Genomic DNA, 20711 nt, shown 5'->3' with positions numbered 1-20711 from the left:
ATCAGCAATCCGGCGGCAGCAACCCAAGCCCGCGCAGATAGACACCGATCCCGGCTTCCAGCAGGTCTTCGGGTGTGAAGGGCGATTTCGCCCCCGGTGCGCCGCGCATATAAAGTTCCACCACGCCATGGCTCATGGCCCAGACATGGGCCGAAAACATCGTCGCCGGCGGGCGGCGATCCGGCGGCATCTGTTCCGACAGCTTTTCGGCAGCTTTCTCCAGCACTGCACGTGCCTTTCCCGCCACCAGTGCCAGATCGGGATGGGCATTGAACGAAAGCCCGCTTTCGAACATCGCCATGTAATGACCGGGATATTTGCGCGCAAAGGCCAGATAGGCGCGCCCCGTCGCCTCGAACGCGGCCAGAGCTGTGGGTTGCCCGTCATTATAGGCGAACTCCATCAGCGCGGCGAAAATGTCATAGCCCTGACGCGCCACCTCGGCGATCAGGTCATCACGCCCGGCGAAATGGCGATAGACGGCGGCGGGCGTCACATCCGCCCGCTTCGCCGCCTCCGACAGGGTGAAACCTGTCGGCCCCCGTTCGGCAATCAGGCCAAGCGCGCCTTCAACCAACGCCTGCCGCAGATTGCCGTGGTGATAGCCGTGCTTCATATCAGTCCTTGGGGCGCAGGGCAGGGCCGCCGCAAATGGCCGGGTCCGGCGTGCCGACAAGCGCCGGATCCTTGCCCTCAAAATCGATCTCGCGCAGTACAGTCTGAATTGCCGCAATCCGGGCGCGGCGCTTGTCATCGGACAGGATCACCGTCCAAGGGGCAAAGTCAAAGCAACTGCGTTCCATCGTGTCGTCGATTGCCGCGCAGTATTCATCCCATTTGCCCAACCCGTCGATATCAATGGGCGATAGCTTCCACTGTTTCAGTGGGTCCTGTTCGCGCGCGAGAAAGCGGCGCAGCTGTTCGGCCCGCCCCACTTCCAGCCACAGCTTGACCAGAACAATCCCCTCATCCACCAACATGTGTTCAAACTCCGGCAGTTGCCGGAAGAATGTCTCGCGCTGTGCGGGGGTACAAAAGCCAAAGACATGCTCGACCATCGCCCGATTGTACCAACTGCGGTCGAACATCACCATTTCACCTGCCGCGGGCAGCCAATCGACATAGCGCTGGAAGTACCAGCTTGCGGCCTCACGGTCGGATGGTTTTGCCAACGCCACCACATTGCACACACGCGGGTTCAGGTTTTCGCGCATCACACCGATGCAGCCACCCTTTCCGGCGGCATCCCGGCCTTCAAAAATCACCACGACGCGCTTGCCGGTCGCCTTGATGTCGGCCTGCATGCGCACCAACTGGCGCTGCAACCCGTCCATCACCGTGTCATAGTCCTTGCGCTTCATCTCTTCGGCATAGGGATAGCCGGGGGTCAGGATGTCATCCTTCCCGGCATCTTTGATGGCCTTGCGGATGTCCTTGGGGGCTTTTTTCAGGAAGAACTGGGTGATCGCACCATCAAAGGGCAGGTCTGTCATCGCATCCTCGCAAAAACTGTCGCGCCAGTATGGCGATAGGCGCGGTCAGCGCAATCCGGCGCGGGTGGCAGCGCGGTGGATGGCGTCGATCACCGCCTCCGGGTTCGTGTGATGCGGCATATGCGCGACATCGGGCAACAGCGTCAGCTGCGCATCCGGCAGCAGACGGGACAGGGGGATGGCGTGGATATCGGCCGGCACAGTCGTGTCGGCGGTGCCATGCAGAATCTCGACCGGCAAGTTCAGCTTGGGGTATTCTTCGGCCATCCGCGTGACATAAGGCTTCAACCCCCAAACTTGCCGCCCATTGGCGCGCAGGCTGTGTCGCCGCATGCTCAGCCCCACGCCAACATAGTCGGCATAACCCGCGGGTGCGGGTCCGGGGGCAAAGATGCCATCGACAACAGCCTCTGCCCGTTCCGGCGGAACAAAGGCCGTGATCGCAGGTACAAGTGTCGCCCCACCCAGCCGCGTGCCGGTGACGGCATAGAACGGGCCAAGGCCGCCCGGCCACGGCATCGTTGCCCCGGACACGATCACCAGCGCTGCCACATCGGGCGTATCGGTCAACCCCCAGGCCATTGCGACGGATCCGCCATAGGAGTGGCCCATCACGATGGGCCGCCGCACGCCCAGTTGATCCGCTGCCGCCTGCAACAGCCGCGCCTGTTCCATCGGGCTGATGCCCTGCGTGCCCAGATCATCGGTCCAACCCAGACCCGGCCTGTCAAAGGCGATGACGCGGTAATCCTGTGCCAGCCGATCCACCAGATCAAAGGTGAAATCCCGCGTACTGCCACTTGCCCCGTGGATCAGCACCAGATCCGGCCCGCTGCCCTGCACATGGGCATGAACCGTTTTTCCCTCCACCTTCAACAACTGTCCTGTCGGGGGAAAGGCCGTTTCTGCCGCCTGTTCACGCTCTGTCGCCCGTCGGTCTGTCAACACGGCGCAGCCGCCGATGGCGGTGGCTGCAAGGATCAGACTAAGTGCCAATTTCAGCAATCTCATAGGGCGTGGACTGGTAAATCTCGTTAATCCAGTTGCCATATAGCAGGTGCGCGTGGCTTCTCCAGCGATTGAGCGGTGGCATCGCGGGATCGTCATCGGGATAATAGTTCAGCGGCACATTGATCGCGGTGCCATTGGCAATGTCGCGGTCATATTCCTGCTTCAGCGTTTCGCTGTCATATTCGAAATGGTTGAAGATATAGAGCGCCCGATGCGCCGCATCCTCAACCAGACAGGGGCCCACTTCCTCGGACCCGAGCAGGGTGCGCAGGCCCGGCTTGCTGTCGATCTCGCTTTGGCGCATTTCCGTCCAGCGGCTGACGGGGATGACGAAATCATCGGAAAACCCGCGCAGAAACGGTGATGTGGGCGCAAGGTTGCGGTGGCGAAAGCAGCCAAAGGCCTTTCTCGGCAGCATGTGCTTTTGCACGCCATGAAGATGATTGATCATCGCCATGCCACCCCAGCACACGCCAAAGGTGCTCTGCACATGGGTTTGCGTCCAGTCAAAGACCTCGCACAGCTCATCCCAATAGGTCACCTCCTCGAACGGCAGGTGTTCGATGGGCGCGCCTGTGATGATCAGACCGTCGAACTTTTCTTCTTTCACCTCCTGAAATGGGCGATAGAAGGTTTCCATATGCTCGGCGGCTGTATTGCGCGTCTGATGCTCGGTCATCCGGATCAGCTGCAGGTCGATCTGCAACGGCGTCGCGCCGATCAGACGGGCGAACTGGTTCTCCGTCTGGATTTTCTTCGGCATAAGGTTCAACAGCCCGATCCGCAGCGGGCGGATGTCCTGCCGTGCCGCCCGTTCGGGCGACATAACCATGACGCCTTCATTGCGAAGCACGTCATAGGCCGGCAGGGTTTCGGGCAAGGTGATGGGCATCGGGTAAACTCTTCGGTTCGGACAGGCGGCGTATCTATGCCGCCGCCGCGCGGCGATCAAGCGCCCGGGAAATCAGATCGTGGAAATCGCCGGGATTGCGCACCTGCGCCACTTCTTCGGCGGTGACCGTCACGCCCCATTCCGCCATCGCGGCATAGCGTGGCTGCCGATGGTTCAGGATGCGCGCATAGCCAAAGCGCAAGAAGGCATCGGGATCTACCTGATCCTCGGGCTTTCCTTCCTGTGCCAGGTATTCGGCCCAGAGCGTGGCAAGGAAATCCGGCTGGTAATAGATCGGCTTCGGCGCCCGGTCGAAACGGCGGATCAGTTCATCGCGATGCGCCTCGGATCCCTTGATCCAGACGAGCAGCAGGTTATCCGCCAGCGCCCGCATCACCGGATCGCCCGGATCGGCGGCATCCACCACTTCGCAGATCGACCCCCCGCTGTCACAGACGAAATTTGCGTACCCATAAATCTCGCGCGCCCGTTCGATGAATCGCGGCGTGTCCAGCAGTGCTGCAATTTCGGCTTCGCGGTGCTGATCTTGCCGCTTGCAATACTCGCCAAAGGCCACGCCGCCGCGTGCCGGATCGCCGGGCTTGCCCAGATAGGTGGACAGGGGGGCAAGATTGTTGAAGGTGATGTTGGAGGCGATAAAGACGCTATCCGTCATCAGCAGTTCCCGCAGCAGCGGAACCTTCATCGCCTCACGCTTGAAATTGTCGGCGATATACTCGCCCATGTAGCGCGTACCGATGCGGTAATCGACCGAGTAATGGAACCACCCGCCGCCTTGTTGTTCGGGCGCATCGCGCAGCATGTTGGCCAGATGCGTTTTGCCAAGGCCGGACATGCCAAACAGCAAAACCCGCTTGTCCCGCGCCGCGCGAAACTCTGCGCCGCTTGCATAGATCATGTTCTGCTCCCCAACCGCCCAACTGCCTGATAGCGCCCAAGGCCCCGGATTTCACGCGGAAAATGACAAAGGCCCCGCTGTGGGCGGGGCCTTCTACGTACGATTGTACGGGATCAGAACGAGTAGCCGACCCGCACGCCGATGCCGATAAAGTTGTTGTCGGTAAACCGGCCGCCGATGCCCGATGTCGTTGCATCACCAACCCAGCCATAGCTTGCGCCGACAGTCACCTTCATGCCGGTCGGGGCGGTGTAGATACCAGCCAGCGTCAGACTTCTGTACCCATCGGTCGGGCCCAGGTTGCCAACTTCACCACCACCGGCAGGTTCATACCCGACAGAAGCAAGGCCGGAGAAGGTATCGCTGAATTTGCGGCCTACGCCGAGCGAGTAGGACACCGTATCTTTGTTGTTGGTGCTCAGAGCGATCGTCCCACGCGGTGCGATCGTGAATTCGGACCAGTCACGCCAGCGGATAGAGCCGAAAACCAGCGTATCTGCGGCAACCCCAGTTTGAAAATCGAGGTTTACACCCTGCGGGATGGTCGTCGCAAATCCGGCACCTGCACCGAAGCTGTCGGTCGCAGTGAAGTCATGTGTTACTTCGGAAATGTATGATAGCGCCACACGAAGTGCGATGTCAGGCCGCTCGTAGGCGACGCCAACGACATACCCGTAGTCTACCTCGGTGGAAGTGGTCATATCATAGGTTGGCAGGCCTCCCGTCGGAATGCCCAAGTTTACGTTGTCAACTATGCCGTCCGTCCGCACGGCCCGCACACCTGCATAGGCGCTGACGTTCGGCGAAAAGCGATAGTGACCCAGCACGCTGAGTTGCAGGGAATTGACCGTCGCGCTGGAGGTGTTGAAGAAATACCCCGTGCCGCCCGGATAGGCCACGTCCACGCCGACCGGCTGGTCAACGACCACACCGATCGCGAATTCGTCGGTAAGTTGGTACTTCACCGACCCTGAAATCGTGTTGTAGCTGGACGCCATATCGCCCGAGCTTACCCCAAAGGCAACGCCGGAAACGCTTGGCGAAACCGATCCGAAGGCCACTTCAAAGTAGTTGCCGTTTTCGAACAGAAACGCCGGATTGAAACCTGTCCGTTCGATCCCGCCTGCCTGTGCCGACAGCGTTCCCACCACAAGTGCGGTGGTCGCCCCGAGTATTCTTTTCATGACTGCCATTCCCGTTACTCCTCCCGCGCACGTCCCCACGGGCGCATATGTCTTAACGCTATGTCCGGGCGTAATTGCGGTCAATTCATGACGCGACGTCACGGATTTGTGACCACCCCGACTGTTGCAGGCTTGCGCGTTTCGGCCCGGATATTGGCCCAGTTCCCAATAAAAATGACCACCGCCCCCAGAATGACCAGCGGATCCAGCGGTTCGGCATAAAGCATCACCCCCACCAGCGCGATGACGGGCAGGCGGGCAAAGTCGATGGGGATCACATAACTCGCCGGGGCCAGCGACAGCGCGGTGGTGATGCACAGATGTGCCAGAAGCCCGCAGAACCCAATCACCGCCAACCAGGGCAGGGTGGCCGCCGTCGGCAACTGGATCACCCCGTCATACCCCGCCAACACCAGCCCAAATATCCCCTGCATCAGCGTCAGCCAGAACAGGATCGACACGATGCTTTCGCCCCGAGTCAGTTTCTTGGTCATCAGGCTTGTCGCGGCAAAACAGATCGCGCTCGCCGCCGCCGCCAACACACCGGGGTTCAGCGCCGAGAAGTCGGGGCGCGCGACCAGCAAGATGCCGATGAACCCCATGCCCGCCGCGAACAAACGCACCCGCGTCAGTTTCTCACCCAAAACCAGCGGCGACAGCAGGATCACCCAGATGGGTGAGGTAAATTCGAGCGCAAAGACCTGCGCCAGCGGGATCATCGTCAGCGCCCAGAACCACAGGTTCTGCCCGGTGAAGTGAAACAGGTTGCGCACCAGATGCTGGCCCATCCGGTCACGCCGCACCTCGCGCAGGCGGCGCAGCGCAGCACCCACCATAAGCACGAGGGCAAAGCCAAGAACTGACCGCCACAACATGATTTCGAATGTGTCATGCACCCCCGAAATCGCCCGCCCGGCGATGGCCATGGCGGTGAAGGAAAAAACCGATCCGGTCATCCAGATGGCGGCGGCAAGGGGGCGGTGAACGGCTGTCATGGCCTGACACTCACCCCGCGATGCGGAATTGTCCAGCAGCAGCCTTCCGTCCCGCTTGCCCGGTTTTGCGCGTCCGCTTAGGCTTTGCGGGGCTATCTGGCGGGGCAGGGGGCAACAATGGCAGCGGAAACCGGGGCAGTGCCCATTATCCGGGGCAGCGAGGCGCGGGTCGGTTTTGCCGAACTGTTCTTCGATCTGATCTTCGTCTTTGCTATCACCCAGGTCAGCCACGCGCTTTTGTATCACTACGATATCAAGGGCGCGGCCGAGACGGCGCTGCTGCTTTTGGCGGTCTGGTGGGTCTGGATCTATTCGACCTGGGCGCTGAACCGGTTGAATCCCGATCATGTGGCCGTGCGGGGCCTGCTCTTCGGGTTGATGGCCGCTGGTCTGTTCCTGTCCATGGCGATTCCCGATGCCTTCGGGGGGCGCGGCTGGGTCTTTGGGCTTGCCTTTGCCGCCATGCAGGTCGGGCGTACGGTGTTCATCTGGGTCGCGCTGGGGCAAGGTAATCCGTTGCGGGGTACCTATACGCGCATCCTGATCTGGGTCAGCGGGGCAGGGGTGCTCTGGGTGATTGGCGGTCTTGCGCCGCCCGAATGGCGCTTCACGCTCTGGTCGCTCGCGCTGGTCGTCGAGATTGCGGGTCCGGTCCTCGCCTATCCCCTGCCCGGACGGGGCCGTGACCAGACCACAAACTGGACAATCCATGGCGGCCATATTGCGGAACGCTGCGGATTGTTCATCATCATCTGTCTTGGTGAAACGCTGCTCGTGTCCGGCGCGACCTTTGCCGACATGGACTGGACAGCCGCAGGCATCGCCACTTTCCTCGGCTCGCTTGTGGTGACAGTGGGCATGTGGTGGGTCTATTTCCACATCGGCCACCGCCGGGGCACCCATCAGATCGAACATGCCGCCGATCCGGGCCGCATCGCGCGCAACGGCTTTACCTATCTGCATATTCCCATCGTTGCGGGGATCGTGCTGGCGGCCGTCGGATCGGAACGCGCCATCGCCCATCCCGAAGATGCCGCTGTTCTGGCCGAAGGGGCGACAATCCTTGGCGGGCCGCTTTTGTTCCTGCTCGGTAACGGGCTGTTCAAGCGCAGCTCCGCCCAATGGTTCCCGCTGTCACATATCGCGGGGATCGCGGCGTTGGCAGGGCTGATGCTGATTGGCGGCTGGATGCCCTTGATGTGGGCGATGATCCTTTCCGCCGTGGTCATGGTCGCGGTGTCGGTCTGGGAACACCTGTCCCTTGGAGGTGAGGCCTAAGCGGTGCCATTGGGCAGAACGATCGCCCGGATTTCCCCCGCCCGCGCCGGTTGGATGATCGACTCCGCCGCCTCGGCCAGCGGCAATGTCCGCGAAATCAGCGGGTCCAGCTTGATGCGCCCTGCCGCGATCATCGCCGCCGCCCGTTCCTGCGTGAACGGGTTGATGAAGGACGACAGCAACTGCACCTCGCGAAACAGTAGATCAAAAGGTTCGATCCGCACGGTTTCGCCCGCGCCCAGCACGCCCAAAATCACCACCCGACCGCCGTCCCGTGTCAGCCGCGGGGCCATTTCCACCGTTTCGGCCACTCCGGCGCATTCCACCACCAGATCGGCCCCCTTTGCCCAGATCGCCTTTGCCGCTGCCTCTGTCGCTGCGGTCTCATGCGCGCCCAAGGATCGGCCCAGCGCCTGTTTCGATGCCTGCCGGGTGACCAGCATCACCTCGGCCCCGGCCTGCACGCAAAGCTGCAGCGCCAGCATCCCGATGACACCACCGCCCAGGATCATCACCCGTTCCCCGGCCTTGGGCGCGCCAATATCGATGCCATGGATTGTGCAAGCCAGCGGCTCACAGAACGCGCCATGCAGCGGGTCCAGATCGCCGGGCAGGACATGCGCCTTATGCGCAGGAAAGGCGCAAAACTCGGCAAAGCCGCCATCGCGGCCAAGGCCTGTCGCCACATTGTTCAGGCACAGGTTCACCCGCCCGCGCAGGCAATTCTCGCACCGCCCGCACCATGTGTTCGGATCGCAGGTCACCCGCGTGCCTTCCGCCAGCGCCACCCCTGCGCCGACACCCACGACGATGCCGGAAAATTCATGCCCCAGCGTCAGTGGCGGCTTAGATGGAAAGGTGCCATGCAGCAGATGCCGGTCCGTGCCGCAAATTCCACAGGACTCCACCCGGATCAGCACTTCACCGGGGGCCGGGGTGGGTATGGCCACCTCTGCCGTGCGGATATCACCAATATCGAAAAGTCGTGTGGCCTGCATGATCCCGTCCTCCCTGCGCCATTGGCACAAGGGCGGGGCGGCGCGTCAATCCCTCAGCTCTTCGACCCTGAAATCACGAAGGATCCCTTTGGTGGCCGAAAACCAGACCGACTCCCGCGTCCGCGCCTGATGCGCATCAAAGGCCGCGCGGTCGCGAAAGCTTTCCCGAACATCGAACACCATCGGATCATCCGTGTCGTCGATGGTAAAGGACAAACAGCCCGGCTCAGCCAGCGTCGCCGCCACATGGCCGGGACGATGGGCCAGAACGGTTTCCCGTTCCCCTTCCGTCATGCAAACAAGGCGTCCTGACAGCCGGATCATTCCAGTTCAATCGTCCCGGGGGGTTTGGAGGTGCAGTCATAGAACACGCGGTTCACGCCCTTCACCTCATTGATGATGCGGGTGGCGGTTTCGCCAAGGAATTCATGGGTGAACGGATAGTAATCCGCCGTCATCCCATCCACGCTCGTCACTGCCCGCAGCGCCAGCGCGTAATCATAGGTCCGCCCGTCGCCCATCACGCCCACAGTCTTCATCGGCAGGATGGCAGCAAATGCCTGCCAGATTTCGTCATACAGTCCATGTTTGCGGATCTGGTCGATATAAACCGCATCCGCCTGGCGCAGGATATCCAGCTTTTCGCGCGTGATCTCGCCCGGGCAGCGAATGGCAAGGCCGGGGCCGGGAAAGGGGTGACGGCCGATGAAACTGGCGGGCAGGCCCAACTCACGGCCCAAAGCGCGCACTTCATCCTTGAACAGCTCGCGCAGCGGCTCGACCAGCTTCATGCCCATCTTTTCAGGCAAACCGCCCACATTGTGGTGCGATTTGATCGTCACCGACGGCCCGCCACTGAAAGACACGCTCTCGATCACATCCGGGTACAGTGTCCCTTGCGCAAGGAAGGTCGCCCCGCCCACGGCGGTTGCATGTTTCTGGAACACGTCGATGAACAGCCGCCCGATGGTCTTGCGCTTGACCTCGGGGTCGGACACGCCTTCCAACGCGCCGAGGAACAGGTCGGACTCGTCGGCATGGATCAGCGGGATGTTATAGGTGTCGCGGAACATCGACACGACCTGCTCCGCCTCACCCAGCCGCAGCAGGCCGTGGTCCACGAAAACGCAAGTGAGCTGATCGCCGATCGCTTCATGGATCAGCACCGCCGCGACCGAGGAATCGACACCCCCCGACAGGCCGCAGATCACCTTCTGATCGCCCACCTGTTCCCGTATCTTGCGGATCGCCTCTTCGCGATAGGCGCCCATCGTCCAGTCGCCCTTGAACCCCGCAAGGCGGACAAAGTTCTCATACAGCTTGGCCCCCTTGGGCGTGTGGTGCACCTCCGGGTGGAACTGCACCGCATAGAAATGCCGCTCGGGGTTCGCCGTGATCGCAAAAGGCGCATTGGGCGAGGTGCCAAGCACCTGAAAGCCGGGCGCGATCTCCGACACATGATCGCCGTGGCTCATCCAGACCTGTTCCCGACCGCCGACGCCGTCATCGGTGTCGAACCAGCCCGACAGGATCGGATGCGTCACAGGGGTGGGCGTCACATAGGCGCGGCCAAACTCGGCGGTGCCATGCCCGCGCTCCACCTTGCCGCCCAGACAGTGCATCATCACTTGCTGGCCATAGCAGATACCAAGGATCGGCACCCCCATATCGAACACGCCCGCTGGCGGCATCGGCGCACCGTCGTTGAAGACCGAAGCCGGGCCACCCGAAAAGATCACCGCCTTGGGGGCAAAGCTCTTCAGAAAGGCCGCATCCACCTTGTTGAAAGGATGGATCTCGCAATAGACGTTCAACTCACGCAGGCGGCGCGCGATCAGCTGCGTCACCTGACTGCCAAAGTCGATGATCAGAAGGCGGTCATGCGCAAGGGCGGGGGCGGATTGGGGGGCGATCTGGGTCATGCGCCCGCGTAGCCGTTGTGCCCGATTTTCGCAAGAGGGCGCTTATGGCTTACGCCGGGGGCCGTGCCCGCGGACCCCCTCCAGAACCCACGATCCATTTTTCCCAAGTTGAAGCGGCATCACGTCGCTTCTGTTCTGCCGCGATGTCGTTTTTGCGCGCCAAGCGCCGCATTCGGGGGCGGGGCAAGGGCGGTTTGGGCGCATAAGCGGGCAAAATACACGCCCTTCGCGGGCGGTGACAGCGATGGAGAAAGCGATGAGCGACGCAGATCTTGCAGTGGCCGGGGCAGGGCGCAGGGCACGGGGCGGCGGCGGGTCGGCACGGCGCGCGGAACGCACGGCGGTCAGCCTGGAAAGCGCCAAGTTCATTCAGCGCAACATCCCGAACTTCGAGATCCTGAACGAAGAAGCGCTTCAGATCATCGAATGGAACGCCGAAACCGTGCTGGAAGAGATCGGCGTCAATTTCGTCGAAAACCCCGAAGCGCTGGTGCGCTGGAAGAATGCCGGGGCCGATGTGCAGGGCGAACGCGTCCGCATCCCGCGCGGCCTTGCCCGCAAGCTGTGCGCCACAGCGCCGCGCGAATTCACGCAGCACGCCCGCAACCCCGAACGCAATGTCGAGGTGGGCGGTCGCAATCTGGTGCTGGCCCCGGTCTACGGCCCGCCCTTCGTGCGCGACATGGAAGGTGGCCGCCGCTACGCCACGATCCACGATTTCCAGAACTTCGTGAAACTGGGCTACATGTCCAAATGGCTGCACCATTCCGGCGGCACGGTCTGTGAACCCACCGACGTCGCCGTGAACAAGCGCCACCTCGATATGCTGCACGCGCATATGGTGCTGTCGGACAAACCCTACATGGGCTCGGTGACCGAACCCAGCCGGGCCGAGGATTCCGTGGCGATGTCCAAGATCCTGTTCGGGTCGGATTTCGTTGATCAGAACACGGTGATGACCTCGCTCATCAACATCAACAGCCCGCTCACCTTTGACGGCATCATGATGGGCGCGCTTGAGGTCTATGCCCGCGCCAATCAGGCCGCGATCATCTCGCCCTTCATCGTGGGCGGTGCGATGGCACCCGTCACCGTGGCCGGCACCCTGACGCAGGTTCTGGCCGAGGTGTTGGCCGGTGTCGCCTATAGCCAGTTGATCCGCGCCGGTGCGCCGGTGATCTTTGGCGCCTTCGTGACGTCGATCGACATGAACTCCGGCGCGCCCACCTTTGGCACGCCCGAAGCCGCGCATATCACCTATGGCGCTGGCCAGCTTGCCCGCCGCCTTGGCCTTCCGTACCGCTCCGGCGGGTCGTTCTGCGGATCAAAGCTGCCCGACGCGCAGGCCGCTTATGAAACCGCCAACAGCCTGAATATGGCGCTTCTGGCCGGCGTCAACTTCATGCTGCATGCCTGCGGCTGGCTGGAAGGCGGGCTGGTATCGTCCTACGAGAAATACGTGATGGATGCCGATCAGTTGGGCACGCTGCACCACCTTGCACAGGGCATCTTCATGGATGCCAATGGGCAGGGCATGGATGCCATCCGCGAGGTTGGCCCCGGCGGCCATTACCTTGGCTGCGAACACACTCAGGCCAATTTCAAATCGGCGTTCTGGCGGTCTGACCTGTTCGACTACAAACCGTTTGAGACATGGGCCGAAGAAGGGTCACGCGACACCATGCAACTGGCCAACGAACGGGTGAAGAAACAGCTGAACGATTATCAGCAGCCCGCGCTGGACGAAGGCATCCGAGAGGCACTGGATGAGTTTGTCGCCAAGAAAAAGGCCTCCATGCCCGACGCCTTTATCTAAAGCCTGCGGCCCGTGCCATCGGCGCGGGCCTTCCTTACCCGCCCGCCAGCGCGCGTTCGGCCAAGAGCGCGATCAGCACCTCCACATGCCGCGTGCAAGACCATGCCGGGCTGCCCGCACGCCGGGCGGCCTCGGCCTCGGCTTCCATCCGCGTCAGATCCTCCACCGCCAGTGCCGCGTTGGGGCAATAGCCCAGCAGGCGCAGCAGATCCCGCGCGCGCCGATACTCCCCCAACCCATGCCGCGCAGCTGACATCAAAAGGCGCGGGCGGCGCAGCCCTGCACCGGTTTCAACCTCGCCGCCCTTGGGCAGGATGCGTTCGGGTTCGTGGATGGCAAGGGCAGGAATCGGGCACATGGCAATCTCCTCAACAGCATGGCGCCACCCTAGGCCCCGTCAGGGTGGCGTTGCGTGTTGACAGGAAACAGCGCGCGGAGGTGTACAGTTTTGTTGACACTTTGTGGACAATGCTTGGTTCTGCGCCGCTTTGTTAACGATCCGCTAACCAAAACAAGTTTGGGTTGTACTAACAGATCGTAAACATCCAGGGGGCGTTCCACAGGACTGACATGCAGAACACGACGATCCCCAACCCCTGCCAGCACTTGCCACATTGGCTGCCTGATCCGGTGCGCCACTACCTCGATCACACGGCAAGCGGCCTGCCATTGCGCGAACTTGCACGGCGCAATGGCATCGCGGCCTCGACGGTGCTGCGGCAGGTGCGTCAGTGCGAAACCCGGCGGGATGATCCGCTGGTCGATGCGGCGCTCGATTCCCTGCGCCGTGTCGCGCAACTGGCGCAGGACGGGTCGTCCGCAATCGATGAGGATGCCATGACCGCCCATTCCCGCCCCGAACCCATGCCGCAGGATGCCGCCACCCTTGCCGCCGAGGCACGGCGTGTGCTGCGACGCCTGGCCGAACCCGATTCCGTCCTTGCCGTGTCGGCCGATCTGGACCGCGCCGTCGTGCTGCGCGAACAGCCCGGAGGTGCCCAAACGCGCCTCTGCACCCTGGACCGCGCCGTGGCGCAGGCCTTTGCGCTCAAGGACTGGATCGCCTGCGCCGCGCCGGGCCGCGTGTCGGCCTATCGCATCACCGCCATAGGCCGTGCCGCCCTGCGCCGCCTTTTGGCGGAAGAGGAGATGCGCGCAGGCGGCGTGCGTGAGGCGCAGTTCATCTACGCCGCCCAGCACCGCGACATGGCCGAGCGTGAAACCGAAACCCCCGATGGCCGCCGCCGCGTCCGCTATAATGCCGCCGAAAGCCCGGTCAGCGCGCTGGGGCGCAAACTGGATCGGGATGGCAAACCCTATCTGGAACCGGAATTGGTGCGCGTCGCAGAACGCCTGCGCGAAGATTTCGAACTGGCGCAGATGGGCCCGCGCGTTGCCCAGAACTGGGATCGCTTCCTCACAGGATCAGACCGGGGCGGCTTTGCATCCTCTGGCCCGGGCGAAGGCCCCCCTGGCGCGCGCGACCGCGTGGCCGAGGCGCTGCGGGATCTTGGTCCCGGTCTGGGGGATGTGGTGCTGCGGGTGTGCTGTTTCCTCGAAGGGATCGAAACCACCGAACGCCGCATGGGATGGGCCGCACGGTCCGGCAAGATCGTGCTGCGCATCGCGCTGCAACGGCTCCAGCGGCATTACGAAGAAAGGGCAGGGCGGCCGATGATCGGCTGACGCCTGCCGAGTACTAAGCCCCGATACCCCCGGCCACGATCATCACGGAAAGCCCGGCCAGCCAGACCGCCGCCACCCGTCGCCACAGCGCCGGGATGGCGGCCCCGTCCCCGGCCCCCGGCATGCGCGCGCCCAACCCGGACCAGAAGGCCGCCACGACAATGATCGCCAGCACCAGCACGCCAAAGGCCGCCTCCGTCGCCCCGGCGGCAGGCAGCAACACAAGCCCCATGATCAACCCCTTGGGATTGAGCAGCGTCGTCAGCGCCATCCGCTGCGCCGTCACCGTTATTCCTTGCCCGGCCACCGGCTCTGTCCGCCACATCCGGACGGCCAGATACAGCACCCACAGTCCCGCCAACCCCGCCACAATCGGGCGCAGCACCCCCATCTGTGCCGCCAAACCCTGCGCCAACAGCGCCAACGGCACGATCACGGCCAGATAGGCTGCCAGTTCCACCCCGATCAACCAAAGCGACCGCGTCCAGCCCCGCTCTACCCCCGCCATCAGCATCAGCGTGTTGGTTGGCCCCGGTGTCAGCAACAACACCATCAGGGCAAGGCTCAGTTCTGCAATAGTCATCCGGTGATTCCCCGCATCGGTCACGGCCACTTTGCGATATGGCCGGCCCGGCCCACATGACATAGCGCAAACCCGCGACCCTTGCACCGGGTGCAAGCCCCCGCGTCACCACGCAGCGTTGCCTACAGCGGCACAAGGGCTTATGTCTGCACCACGCCCCGAGGGAGGATCACCCGTTGCGCGACCTGAAACTGCCCGATCAGCGCCACCCCGAAAAGGCGCATCGCCCCGACAATGACCAGCCCAAAAAACCGTCCTGGATTCGGGTAAAGGCTCCAACGTCAGATGGTTACAAGAGAACGCGCGACATCCTGCGCGAAAAGAAACTTGTGACCGTCTGCGAAGAGGCGGGCTGTCCCAATGTTGGGGAATGCTGGTCTCAGGGCCATGCCACCATGATGATCATGGGCGAGATTTGTACCCGTGGTTGCACCTTCTGCAACGTGGCGACAGGCAAGCCGCAGGCGCTTGATGCGTTCGAGCCGGGCCGTGTGGCCCATGCGGTAGAACAGCTTGGCCTGAAACATGTCGTCATCACCTCGGTGGACCGGGATGATCTGGCCGATGGCGGGGCCGATCACTTCGCCCAGACCATCCGCGCTATCCGCCACCGCGCCCCCGGCACGACCATCGAAATTCTGACGCCGGATTTTCTGAAATGCCCGCCCTCGGCCCTCGAAGCCGTGGTCGAGGCGCGGCCTGACGTGTTCAACCACAACCTTGAAACCGTCCCCGGCCTGTACCCAGAGGTGCGCCCCGGCGCGCGATACTTCCATTCGCTGCGCCTTTTGCAAAAGGTCAAAGAGCTTGATCCCGGCATGTTTACCAAATCCGGCATTATGGTGGGTCTTGGCGAGGATCGTCAGGCCGTGTTGCAAGTGATGGATGACATGCGCGCGGCGGATGTCGATTTCCTGACCATCGGCCAATACCTGCAACCGACGCCCAAACACCACCGCATCGCCAGTTTCGTCACCCCGGATGAGTTCAAGGCCTATGAGACCGCCGCTTATGGCAAGGGCTTCCTGATGGTGTCGGCAACGCCCTTAACCCGGTCCAGCTATCACGCGGGCGATGATTTCGACCGCCTGCGCACAGCGCGCAACGCGAAACTCGGCCGCGCCTGATCGCGGGGTCACGCTGGTGCGATAAAAGGCTGGGCGATGGTCTGAAATACAGCCATCGCCTCCATCGCCCGCGCCCTTTTCCGCAGCTTTGGAAAAGTCTGGGCATCAAACAGGCCCGGATGCGCCTCGTCGATAAAGCGCAACGCGCAGGTCAGGGCGATATCCGCATGACCCATCTCAGCCTCCCAATAGGGGGCATCCGTCGCCTCGGCCTCAAGCGCCTCCAGCACTGACCCGATCTGCAACCGGCATCGTGCCTCCCACTGGGCCGAGGTGACAGTGTGCAGACGCTGTTCATAAAACAGGCTTACCGCTTTCTCCGCCGCCCCACATGCCAGCGTCGCACGGCGCAGCGCAACGGCCCGCGCCCGGCCCGCGCGCGGAAACAGAGGCTGGTCCACCTGCCCATCCAGATAATCAAGGATCATGTGACTGTCCGTCAGCGACAGCCCGTCATCCAGCACAAGCACAGGCACCCGCATCAACGGGTTTACCGCGCGGACGCGCTCTGCATCACCGAACACCGACCAAGGCCGGTGCTCGAAAGCAAAATCATAGATAGACAGTGCTATGCCCACCCGGCGGACAAAGGGGCTGTCATACTGTCCGATCAGGATCATCTGTGACCTGTCACTCATAACCGTTCAAAATCAGGGCCTTGCTTGGCATACCTCACTCAGAACTTGAAGCCGATCGAGGCGTCCAGAACCATGCTCGTGGTATTGCCATCCGCTGCGCCAAACTGTGCATAGGCCCCATTGGAAAAGCCATACTCCGCCTCGACCCCCAGCGTGTTGCCGTTGACCGTACCATCCTCGGCCCGCAAATGCCCGCGCACTGTCAGCGACGGGGTCACCGCATAGCCCACATAGGCCAGCGCCGATTCAGAATCGCCGATGATCCGCTGGCTGGTCAGGTAGACCCCCATGTCGAACTGGCCAGCCTGGTGATTGGCCCCAACGGTCACGCCCAGGTTGCCATCCTCGCCCTCGACCACACCCTCGATCTGGGTGCCTGACTGCGCCTCGTATTCCCCGGCCACCTGCCAGAACGCGCCGCTTTGATGTGTCACCCCATGGATCGACGCGCCATAGCGCAGCGACCCGGTCTCAGCCGTCAGCCTTGCGCCATAAATCTGTTCGCCCAGCGATTTGGCAAAGCCCGTCACAACCGACGTCGTGCGCTGATCGATGCCCAACTGCAACTCGCGGATGCCCGCGAAATCGGGAATGTCGATCAACTGATCCGCCACCGGCTGCGGCGCACCCAGCGCCACCTCACCGGGGCCGAACCCGAAGGTCACGGCCAGAAAGGGAACGGTATTGTCATCCCCATTATCCAGATTTTGGTCGATATCCGCGCCCAGCTCAAACCCGATCGGCCCTTCATAGCGCAGGAAAAACTCCCCCCCCGCCATCGTGCCCGACGCGCCATTGCGCCGCGTATGTTCGAATTCCAGATCGCCGGAAAAGCTCAGCGCCTCCATCCCCTGTGACAGGGCCGGAAGCGGCGACGCCAGTAGAAGCAGCGCCAGCGCGCCGCCCATTTGCCTGTTCATTGGATACACCATGCTGCTCTGTTTTTTTTAACAGCTACCATGGATGGGGATTCCCTGCAATCACAAGCAGATGAGCAGGAAGCGTCCGCGAAATCCTGTCATTCCACCGCTGGAACCGCCTTCAGATAGGCCGCCACGGCCTGCCGGTCGCTTTCGGGCAGCTTGGCCATGTTCTCCACCACATGCACCATATGCCCGCCGACACTGTCATATTCTGGGGTGAAACCGCTGGTCAGGTAGCTCACAATCTCACCTTCCGACCATGTCAGTTTTCCGGGTGTGATGTTCGGAATGTTCCCCTCGCCCGAAGGATTGGGTGCCCCCGCCATCCAGCGTGCGGTGTCCATCCCGCCCAGCGCGTTGCGCGGGGTGTGGCATTCGGCACAATGCGCCAAGGCCTCCACGATCTCGCGCCCACGGGTCTGTCCCGGCGTCAAGTCGCCGTTCAGCACCCAATCTTCGTTCAGGAACAACAGCTTCCACACACCGACGCTACGGCGAATGTTGAACGGAAAGCCAAGGTCATGCGGCTGGCTTGCCACGTCCGAAGGCGGCAATCCCTGCATATAGGCGTGAATATCGGCCACATCCTGCGGCTGCATCTTGGCATAAGACGAATAGGGAAGGGCAGGGTAGTAATGCGCCCCGTCAGGCGACACGCCCCGCATCAGCGCATTGCCCAGTTCCGCCACCGTCCACCCGCCGATCCCCTGATCCGAGGGCGAGATGTTGGGGGCCTTGAACGTCCCGAAATCCGACGGAAAGCTCTGCCCGCCCGCCAGCACCAATTCCGCCTCACCCTCTGCGCCCGGCGCCATATGGCACGATGCGCACCCGGCAGCGGTGAACACCAACTCCCCCCGTACCGGATCACCCGTAATCCCGTCAAACGTGGCCGAGGGCAGGGGCGAAGGCCCGGTCAGCCACCAGGCGAAGGTCGCGCCGCCAAGGGCAAGAATGGCAAGGGTGGGCAGAATGCGCATGAAAATGGCCTCATGTGGCGGATGAATGGGCAAAGCCTAGCCCAGCCCGCACCATGCCCGCCAGTGACGAAGTCGCGAACAGGCGAAACGGCGTTCAATCTGCTCAGGGCCGAATCTTCTGCGGCACCAGCCATTCAGGCCAGCCGAACAGCCATTCATACCCAAAAATCAGCAAACACAGCGCGATCACGGCAAAGACCAGCTTCACCCGTTCGGGCGAGGGCGGATTGCGCGCCCATCGTGCCATCCGCACCAACCACATCGGATTCATCCGCTCACCCCGTAAACCGCACCTTGCCGATATAAGGAAGGTTGCGGTTGCGCTGAGCGAAATCAATGCCGTAGCCCACCACAAATTCATCGGGGATTTCGAATCCCGTCCAGGTGGCCTTGATCTCCACCTCGCGCCGAGACGGCTTGTCCAGTAGCGCACAAACCTCAAGCCGCTTGGGTTCCCGGCTCAGCAGCAGGTTCTTCACATGATGCAGGGTAAAGCCCGTATCGACGATATCCTCCACCACCAGCACATCCCGCCCCGCAATCTCGCCGCGCAGATCCTTCAGGATGCGCACCTCGCGGCTCGAATGCATCGCATCGCCATAGGAAGAGGCCTCAAGGAAATCCACCTCCACGGGCAGGTCAATCTCGCGCACCAGATCGGCGATGAACACGAAAGACCCGCGCAGCAGGCCCACCACCACCAGCTTATCCGTGCCTGCGTAATGCGCCGTGATCTCGGCCGCCAACGCCTCCACCCGCGCGGCAATCGCCTTGGCGCTGATCATCTGGTCTATGACATATGGCCGCTCAGTCATCCCACACCCCTTGATTTCCCGCCCCGGTCTAACCATTACACGGTGCCAAGTCACGCGAAGTCAGGCGCCCGAATGCCCACCCATCACGAAATAAAGCGCCTGCCTTACACCGCCCAGCAGATGTATGATCTGGTGGCCGATGTCGGGTCTTACCCGAAGTTTCTGCCCTGGAACTCTGCCGCCCGCATCCGCTCGCGTCGTCCCATCCCGGGGGGCGAAGTGATGGAGGCCGATCTGGTGATCAGCTTCAAGGTGTTCCGCGAACGCTTTGGCAGCCGCGTCACCCTGTGGCCGGACGCCCGCAAGATCGATACGGAGTATCTGGACGGCCCCTTCAAGCACATGAAATCCACCTGGTCCTTCCGCGATGTCGAAGGCGGCTGCGAGGTGGATTTTTTCGTCGATTTCGAATTTCGCAACGCCATCCTGCAAGGCATCATCGGCGTGGTGTTCAATGACGCGATGCAGCGCGTCGTGCGCGCCTTCGAACGCCGCGCGGCAGAATTGCACGGCCCAAAGGTCTGATCCGCCCAAAATCCGCGACGGAACCTGCGATCAGACGCGTATCACACTGCATCACACCTGATCAGGGGATGCCGATGCTTCGTTTTTTTGTCCTGCTGCTTGCCCTCGCCACTGCCCCCGCCGCGGCCGAAACCGTCCGTCTTGGCGACCGCAGCTATCGCATCGACCTTCCCGCCAACGCTCAGGGAGCGCCCGTCATCATCGGGCTACATGGCGGCGGCGGAAGTGCAGATCAATTCGCCCGCTCTTCCGGCCTCTCGCGCCCCGCAAACCGGCAGGGTTACGCGGTGATCTATCCCGAGGGCACCGGTCGCGCCGCCACCTGGAATGGCGGCTATTGTTGCGGATCAGCCCAGCGGAATCGGGTGGATGATATGGCCTTCCTTGATGCCGTCATCGCAGACGCTACCCGCCGTTTCTGCCTCAATCCCGAACGGCTGTACCTCACCGGCATGTCGAATGGGGCGATCATGGCGGAAACCTACGCCGCCCGTCACCCCGGTCGTGTCCGCGCGGTCGCTGGCGTCGCCGGCACGATGGACACCGGCCGCATCCGCGTGAAAGGGCCGGTTCCCTTGCTGCACATCCACGGCACTGCCGATGCCATGGTTCCCTATGCAGGCGGGCAGGGCGACAGCAGCCTCACCCGCACCAATTTCGCCTCTGTCGCCTCGGTCGAGGCGGCTTTCCTTGCCCCATTCCCCATGCTCGCCCGCACCGAACACGTCATCGACCCCGCCGCGGATGGAATGCGTGTGGTCGAACGCAATTATGCCGACGGGCGGGGCAGGGTGCAGGTGCGCATCCAGACGATCGAAGGCGGCGGTCATGCCTGGCCGGGAAGCCGCCGCGCCGCGCGTCAGGGAGCCACGCAGGACATCAGCGCCACGACCGAGGTGCTGCGCTTTTTCGCAGACCATCCCTGA

23 protein-coding genes are annotated in these 20711 nt (G+C 62.5%); 6 read left to right on the top strand and 17 right to left on the bottom strand.

Features of this window, described 5'->3' with window-relative positions; all coding sequences use genetic code 11:
- Position 1: 1 nt before the first annotated feature.
- The 7 genes from RSE12_12855 to RSE12_12825 all read right to left on the bottom strand — a co-directional run bounded on the left by RSE12_12855 (position 2) and on the right by RSE12_12825 (position 6494).
- Positions 2-616 carry a TetR/AcrR family transcriptional regulator gene (locus tag RSE12_12855; protein WRH61273.1) on the bottom strand — a complete coding sequence of 205 codons (615 nt, stop codon included), beginning with the start codon at positions 614-616 and terminating at the stop codon, positions 2-4.
- 1 nt (position 617) lies between these two features.
- On the bottom strand, positions 618-1493 hold the full coding sequence (gene ppk2 / locus RSE12_12850) for a polyphosphate kinase 2 (GenBank protein WRH61272.1): 876 nt from the start codon (positions 1491-1493) through the stop codon (positions 618-620).
- A 45-nt stretch (positions 1494-1538) separates the two neighbouring features.
- Positions 1539-2504 (bottom strand): alpha/beta hydrolase, encoded by a 966-nt coding sequence (locus RSE12_12845; GenBank protein WRH61271.1) that lies wholly within the window; start codon positions 2502-2504, stop codon positions 1539-1541.
- Positions 2479-3396 carry a homoserine O-succinyltransferase gene (metA, locus tag RSE12_12840; GenBank protein ID WRH61270.1) on the bottom strand — a complete coding sequence of 306 codons (918 nt, stop codon included), beginning with the start codon at positions 3394-3396 and terminating at the stop codon, positions 2479-2481. Before metA ends, RSE12_12845 begins: the two co-directional genes overlap by 26 nt.
- 34 nt (positions 3397-3430) lie before the next feature.
- Positions 3431-4315, bottom strand: coding sequence for an ATPase (locus RSE12_12835; protein ID WRH61269.1), 885 nt, complete (start codon positions 4313-4315; stop codon positions 3431-3433).
- A gap of 113 nt (positions 4316-4428) precedes the next feature.
- A complete protein-coding gene (locus RSE12_12830; GenBank protein WRH61268.1) occupies positions 4429-5508 on the bottom strand; it encodes an outer membrane protein transport protein in 1080 nt (359 codons plus the stop codon).
- Between the two features lie 89 nt (positions 5509-5597).
- Complete coding sequence (locus RSE12_12825; protein ID WRH61267.1) at positions 5598-6494, bottom strand: DMT family transporter; 897 nt, start codon at positions 6492-6494, stop codon at positions 5598-5600.
- A 117-nt stretch (positions 6495-6611) separates the two neighbouring features.
- On the opposite strand from RSE12_12825, the gene RSE12_12820 reads away from it, so the two are divergent.
- Positions 6612-7772: a low temperature requirement protein A gene (locus RSE12_12820; GenBank protein ID WRH61266.1), complete on the top strand. Its 1161-nt coding sequence runs from the start codon at positions 6612-6614 to the stop codon at positions 7770-7772.
- On the opposite strand, the gene RSE12_12815 is transcribed toward RSE12_12820, so the two are convergent.
- The 3 genes from RSE12_12815 to guaA are packed head-to-tail and all read right to left on the bottom strand — an operon-like array spanning position 7769 to position 10692.
- Complete coding sequence (locus RSE12_12815; protein WRH61265.1) at positions 7769-8770, bottom strand: alcohol dehydrogenase catalytic domain-containing protein; 1002 nt, start codon at positions 8768-8770, stop codon at positions 7769-7771. The genes RSE12_12820 and RSE12_12815 overlap by 4 nt on opposite strands.
- A gap of 45 nt (positions 8771-8815) precedes the next feature.
- Positions 8816-9064: an antibiotic biosynthesis monooxygenase gene (locus RSE12_12810; GenBank protein WRH61264.1), complete on the bottom strand. Its 249-nt coding sequence runs from the start codon at positions 9062-9064 to the stop codon at positions 8816-8818.
- Between the two features lie 26 nt (positions 9065-9090).
- Positions 9091-10692 (bottom strand): glutamine-hydrolyzing GMP synthase, encoded by a 1602-nt coding sequence (guaA, locus tag RSE12_12805; GenBank protein WRH61263.1) that lies wholly within the window; start codon positions 10690-10692, stop codon positions 9091-9093.
- Between the two features lie 256 nt (positions 10693-10948).
- On the opposite strand from guaA, the gene RSE12_12800 reads away from it, so the two are divergent.
- Complete coding sequence (locus RSE12_12800; protein WRH61262.1) at positions 10949-12508, top strand: trimethylamine methyltransferase family protein; 1560 nt, start codon at positions 10949-10951, stop codon at positions 12506-12508.
- Positions 12509-12542: 34 nt separating this feature from the next.
- Here the strand turns inward: RSE12_12800 and RSE12_12795 are convergent, their stop codons facing one another.
- Positions 12543-12866 carry a DUF6477 family protein gene (locus RSE12_12795; GenBank protein WRH61261.1) on the bottom strand — a complete coding sequence of 108 codons (324 nt, stop codon included), beginning with the start codon at positions 12864-12866 and terminating at the stop codon, positions 12543-12545.
- A 212-nt stretch (positions 12867-13078) separates the two neighbouring features.
- Here RSE12_12795 and RSE12_12790 point away from each other — a divergent pair, with 212 nt between their 5' ends.
- Positions 13079-14194 carry a DUF6456 domain-containing protein gene (locus RSE12_12790; GenBank protein ID WRH61260.1) on the top strand — a complete coding sequence of 372 codons (1116 nt, stop codon included), beginning with the start codon at positions 13079-13081 and terminating at the stop codon, positions 14192-14194.
- 13 nt (positions 14195-14207) lie between these two features.
- Here the strand turns inward: RSE12_12790 and RSE12_12785 are convergent, their stop codons facing one another.
- The gene (locus RSE12_12785) at positions 14208-14777 is read right to left on the bottom strand and encodes a hypothetical protein (GenBank protein ID WRH61259.1); all 570 of its coding nucleotides are present in this window, start codon (positions 14775-14777) and stop codon (positions 14208-14210) included.
- Between the two features lie 176 nt (positions 14778-14953).
- On the opposite strand from RSE12_12785, the gene lipA reads away from it, so the two are divergent.
- Positions 14954-15904 (top strand): lipoyl synthase, encoded by a 951-nt coding sequence (gene lipA, locus RSE12_12780; protein WRH61258.1) that lies wholly within the window; start codon positions 14954-14956, stop codon positions 15902-15904.
- A gap of 8 nt (positions 15905-15912) precedes the next feature.
- Here the strand turns inward: lipA and RSE12_12775 are convergent, their stop codons facing one another.
- From RSE12_12775 to hpt, 5 genes are all read right to left on the bottom strand, one after another.
- Positions 15913-16524 (bottom strand): glutathione S-transferase family protein, encoded by a 612-nt coding sequence (locus RSE12_12775; GenBank protein WRH61257.1) that lies wholly within the window; start codon positions 16522-16524, stop codon positions 15913-15915.
- Between the two features lie 56 nt (positions 16525-16580).
- Positions 16581-17462 (bottom strand): hypothetical protein, encoded by an 882-nt coding sequence (locus tag RSE12_12770; protein ID WRH61256.1) that lies wholly within the window; start codon positions 17460-17462, stop codon positions 16581-16583.
- A 98-nt stretch (positions 17463-17560) separates the two neighbouring features.
- Positions 17561-18445: a cytochrome c gene (locus tag RSE12_12765; protein ID WRH61255.1), complete on the bottom strand. Its 885-nt coding sequence runs from the start codon at positions 18443-18445 to the stop codon at positions 17561-17563.
- A gap of 103 nt (positions 18446-18548) precedes the next feature.
- On the bottom strand, positions 18549-18716 hold the full coding sequence (locus RSE12_12760) for a hypothetical protein (GenBank protein ID WRH61254.1): 168 nt from the start codon (positions 18714-18716) through the stop codon (positions 18549-18551).
- Positions 18717-18720: 4 nt separating this feature from the next.
- Entirely contained in the window at positions 18721-19260 is a 540-nt protein-coding gene (gene hpt / locus RSE12_12755) for a hypoxanthine phosphoribosyltransferase (GenBank protein WRH61253.1), read from the bottom strand.
- 72 nt (positions 19261-19332) lie between these two features.
- Between hpt and RSE12_12750 the strand changes: the two genes are divergently transcribed.
- Positions 19333-19785, top strand: coding sequence for a type II toxin-antitoxin system RatA family toxin (locus RSE12_12750; protein ID WRH61252.1), 453 nt, complete (start codon positions 19333-19335; stop codon positions 19783-19785).
- Between the two features lie 74 nt (positions 19786-19859).
- Complete coding sequence (locus RSE12_12745; GenBank protein WRH61251.1) at positions 19860-20711, top strand: alpha/beta fold hydrolase; 852 nt, start codon at positions 19860-19862, stop codon at positions 20709-20711.

The organism is Fuscovulum sp., from assembly GCA_035192965.1.
In the GTDB taxonomy this organism is placed as follows: Bacteria; Pseudomonadota; Alphaproteobacteria; order Rhodobacterales; family Rhodobacteraceae; genus Paragemmobacter.
Note: the sequence above shows the minus strand (reverse complement) of the source record. Positions and strands in the feature narration are given on the sequence as shown.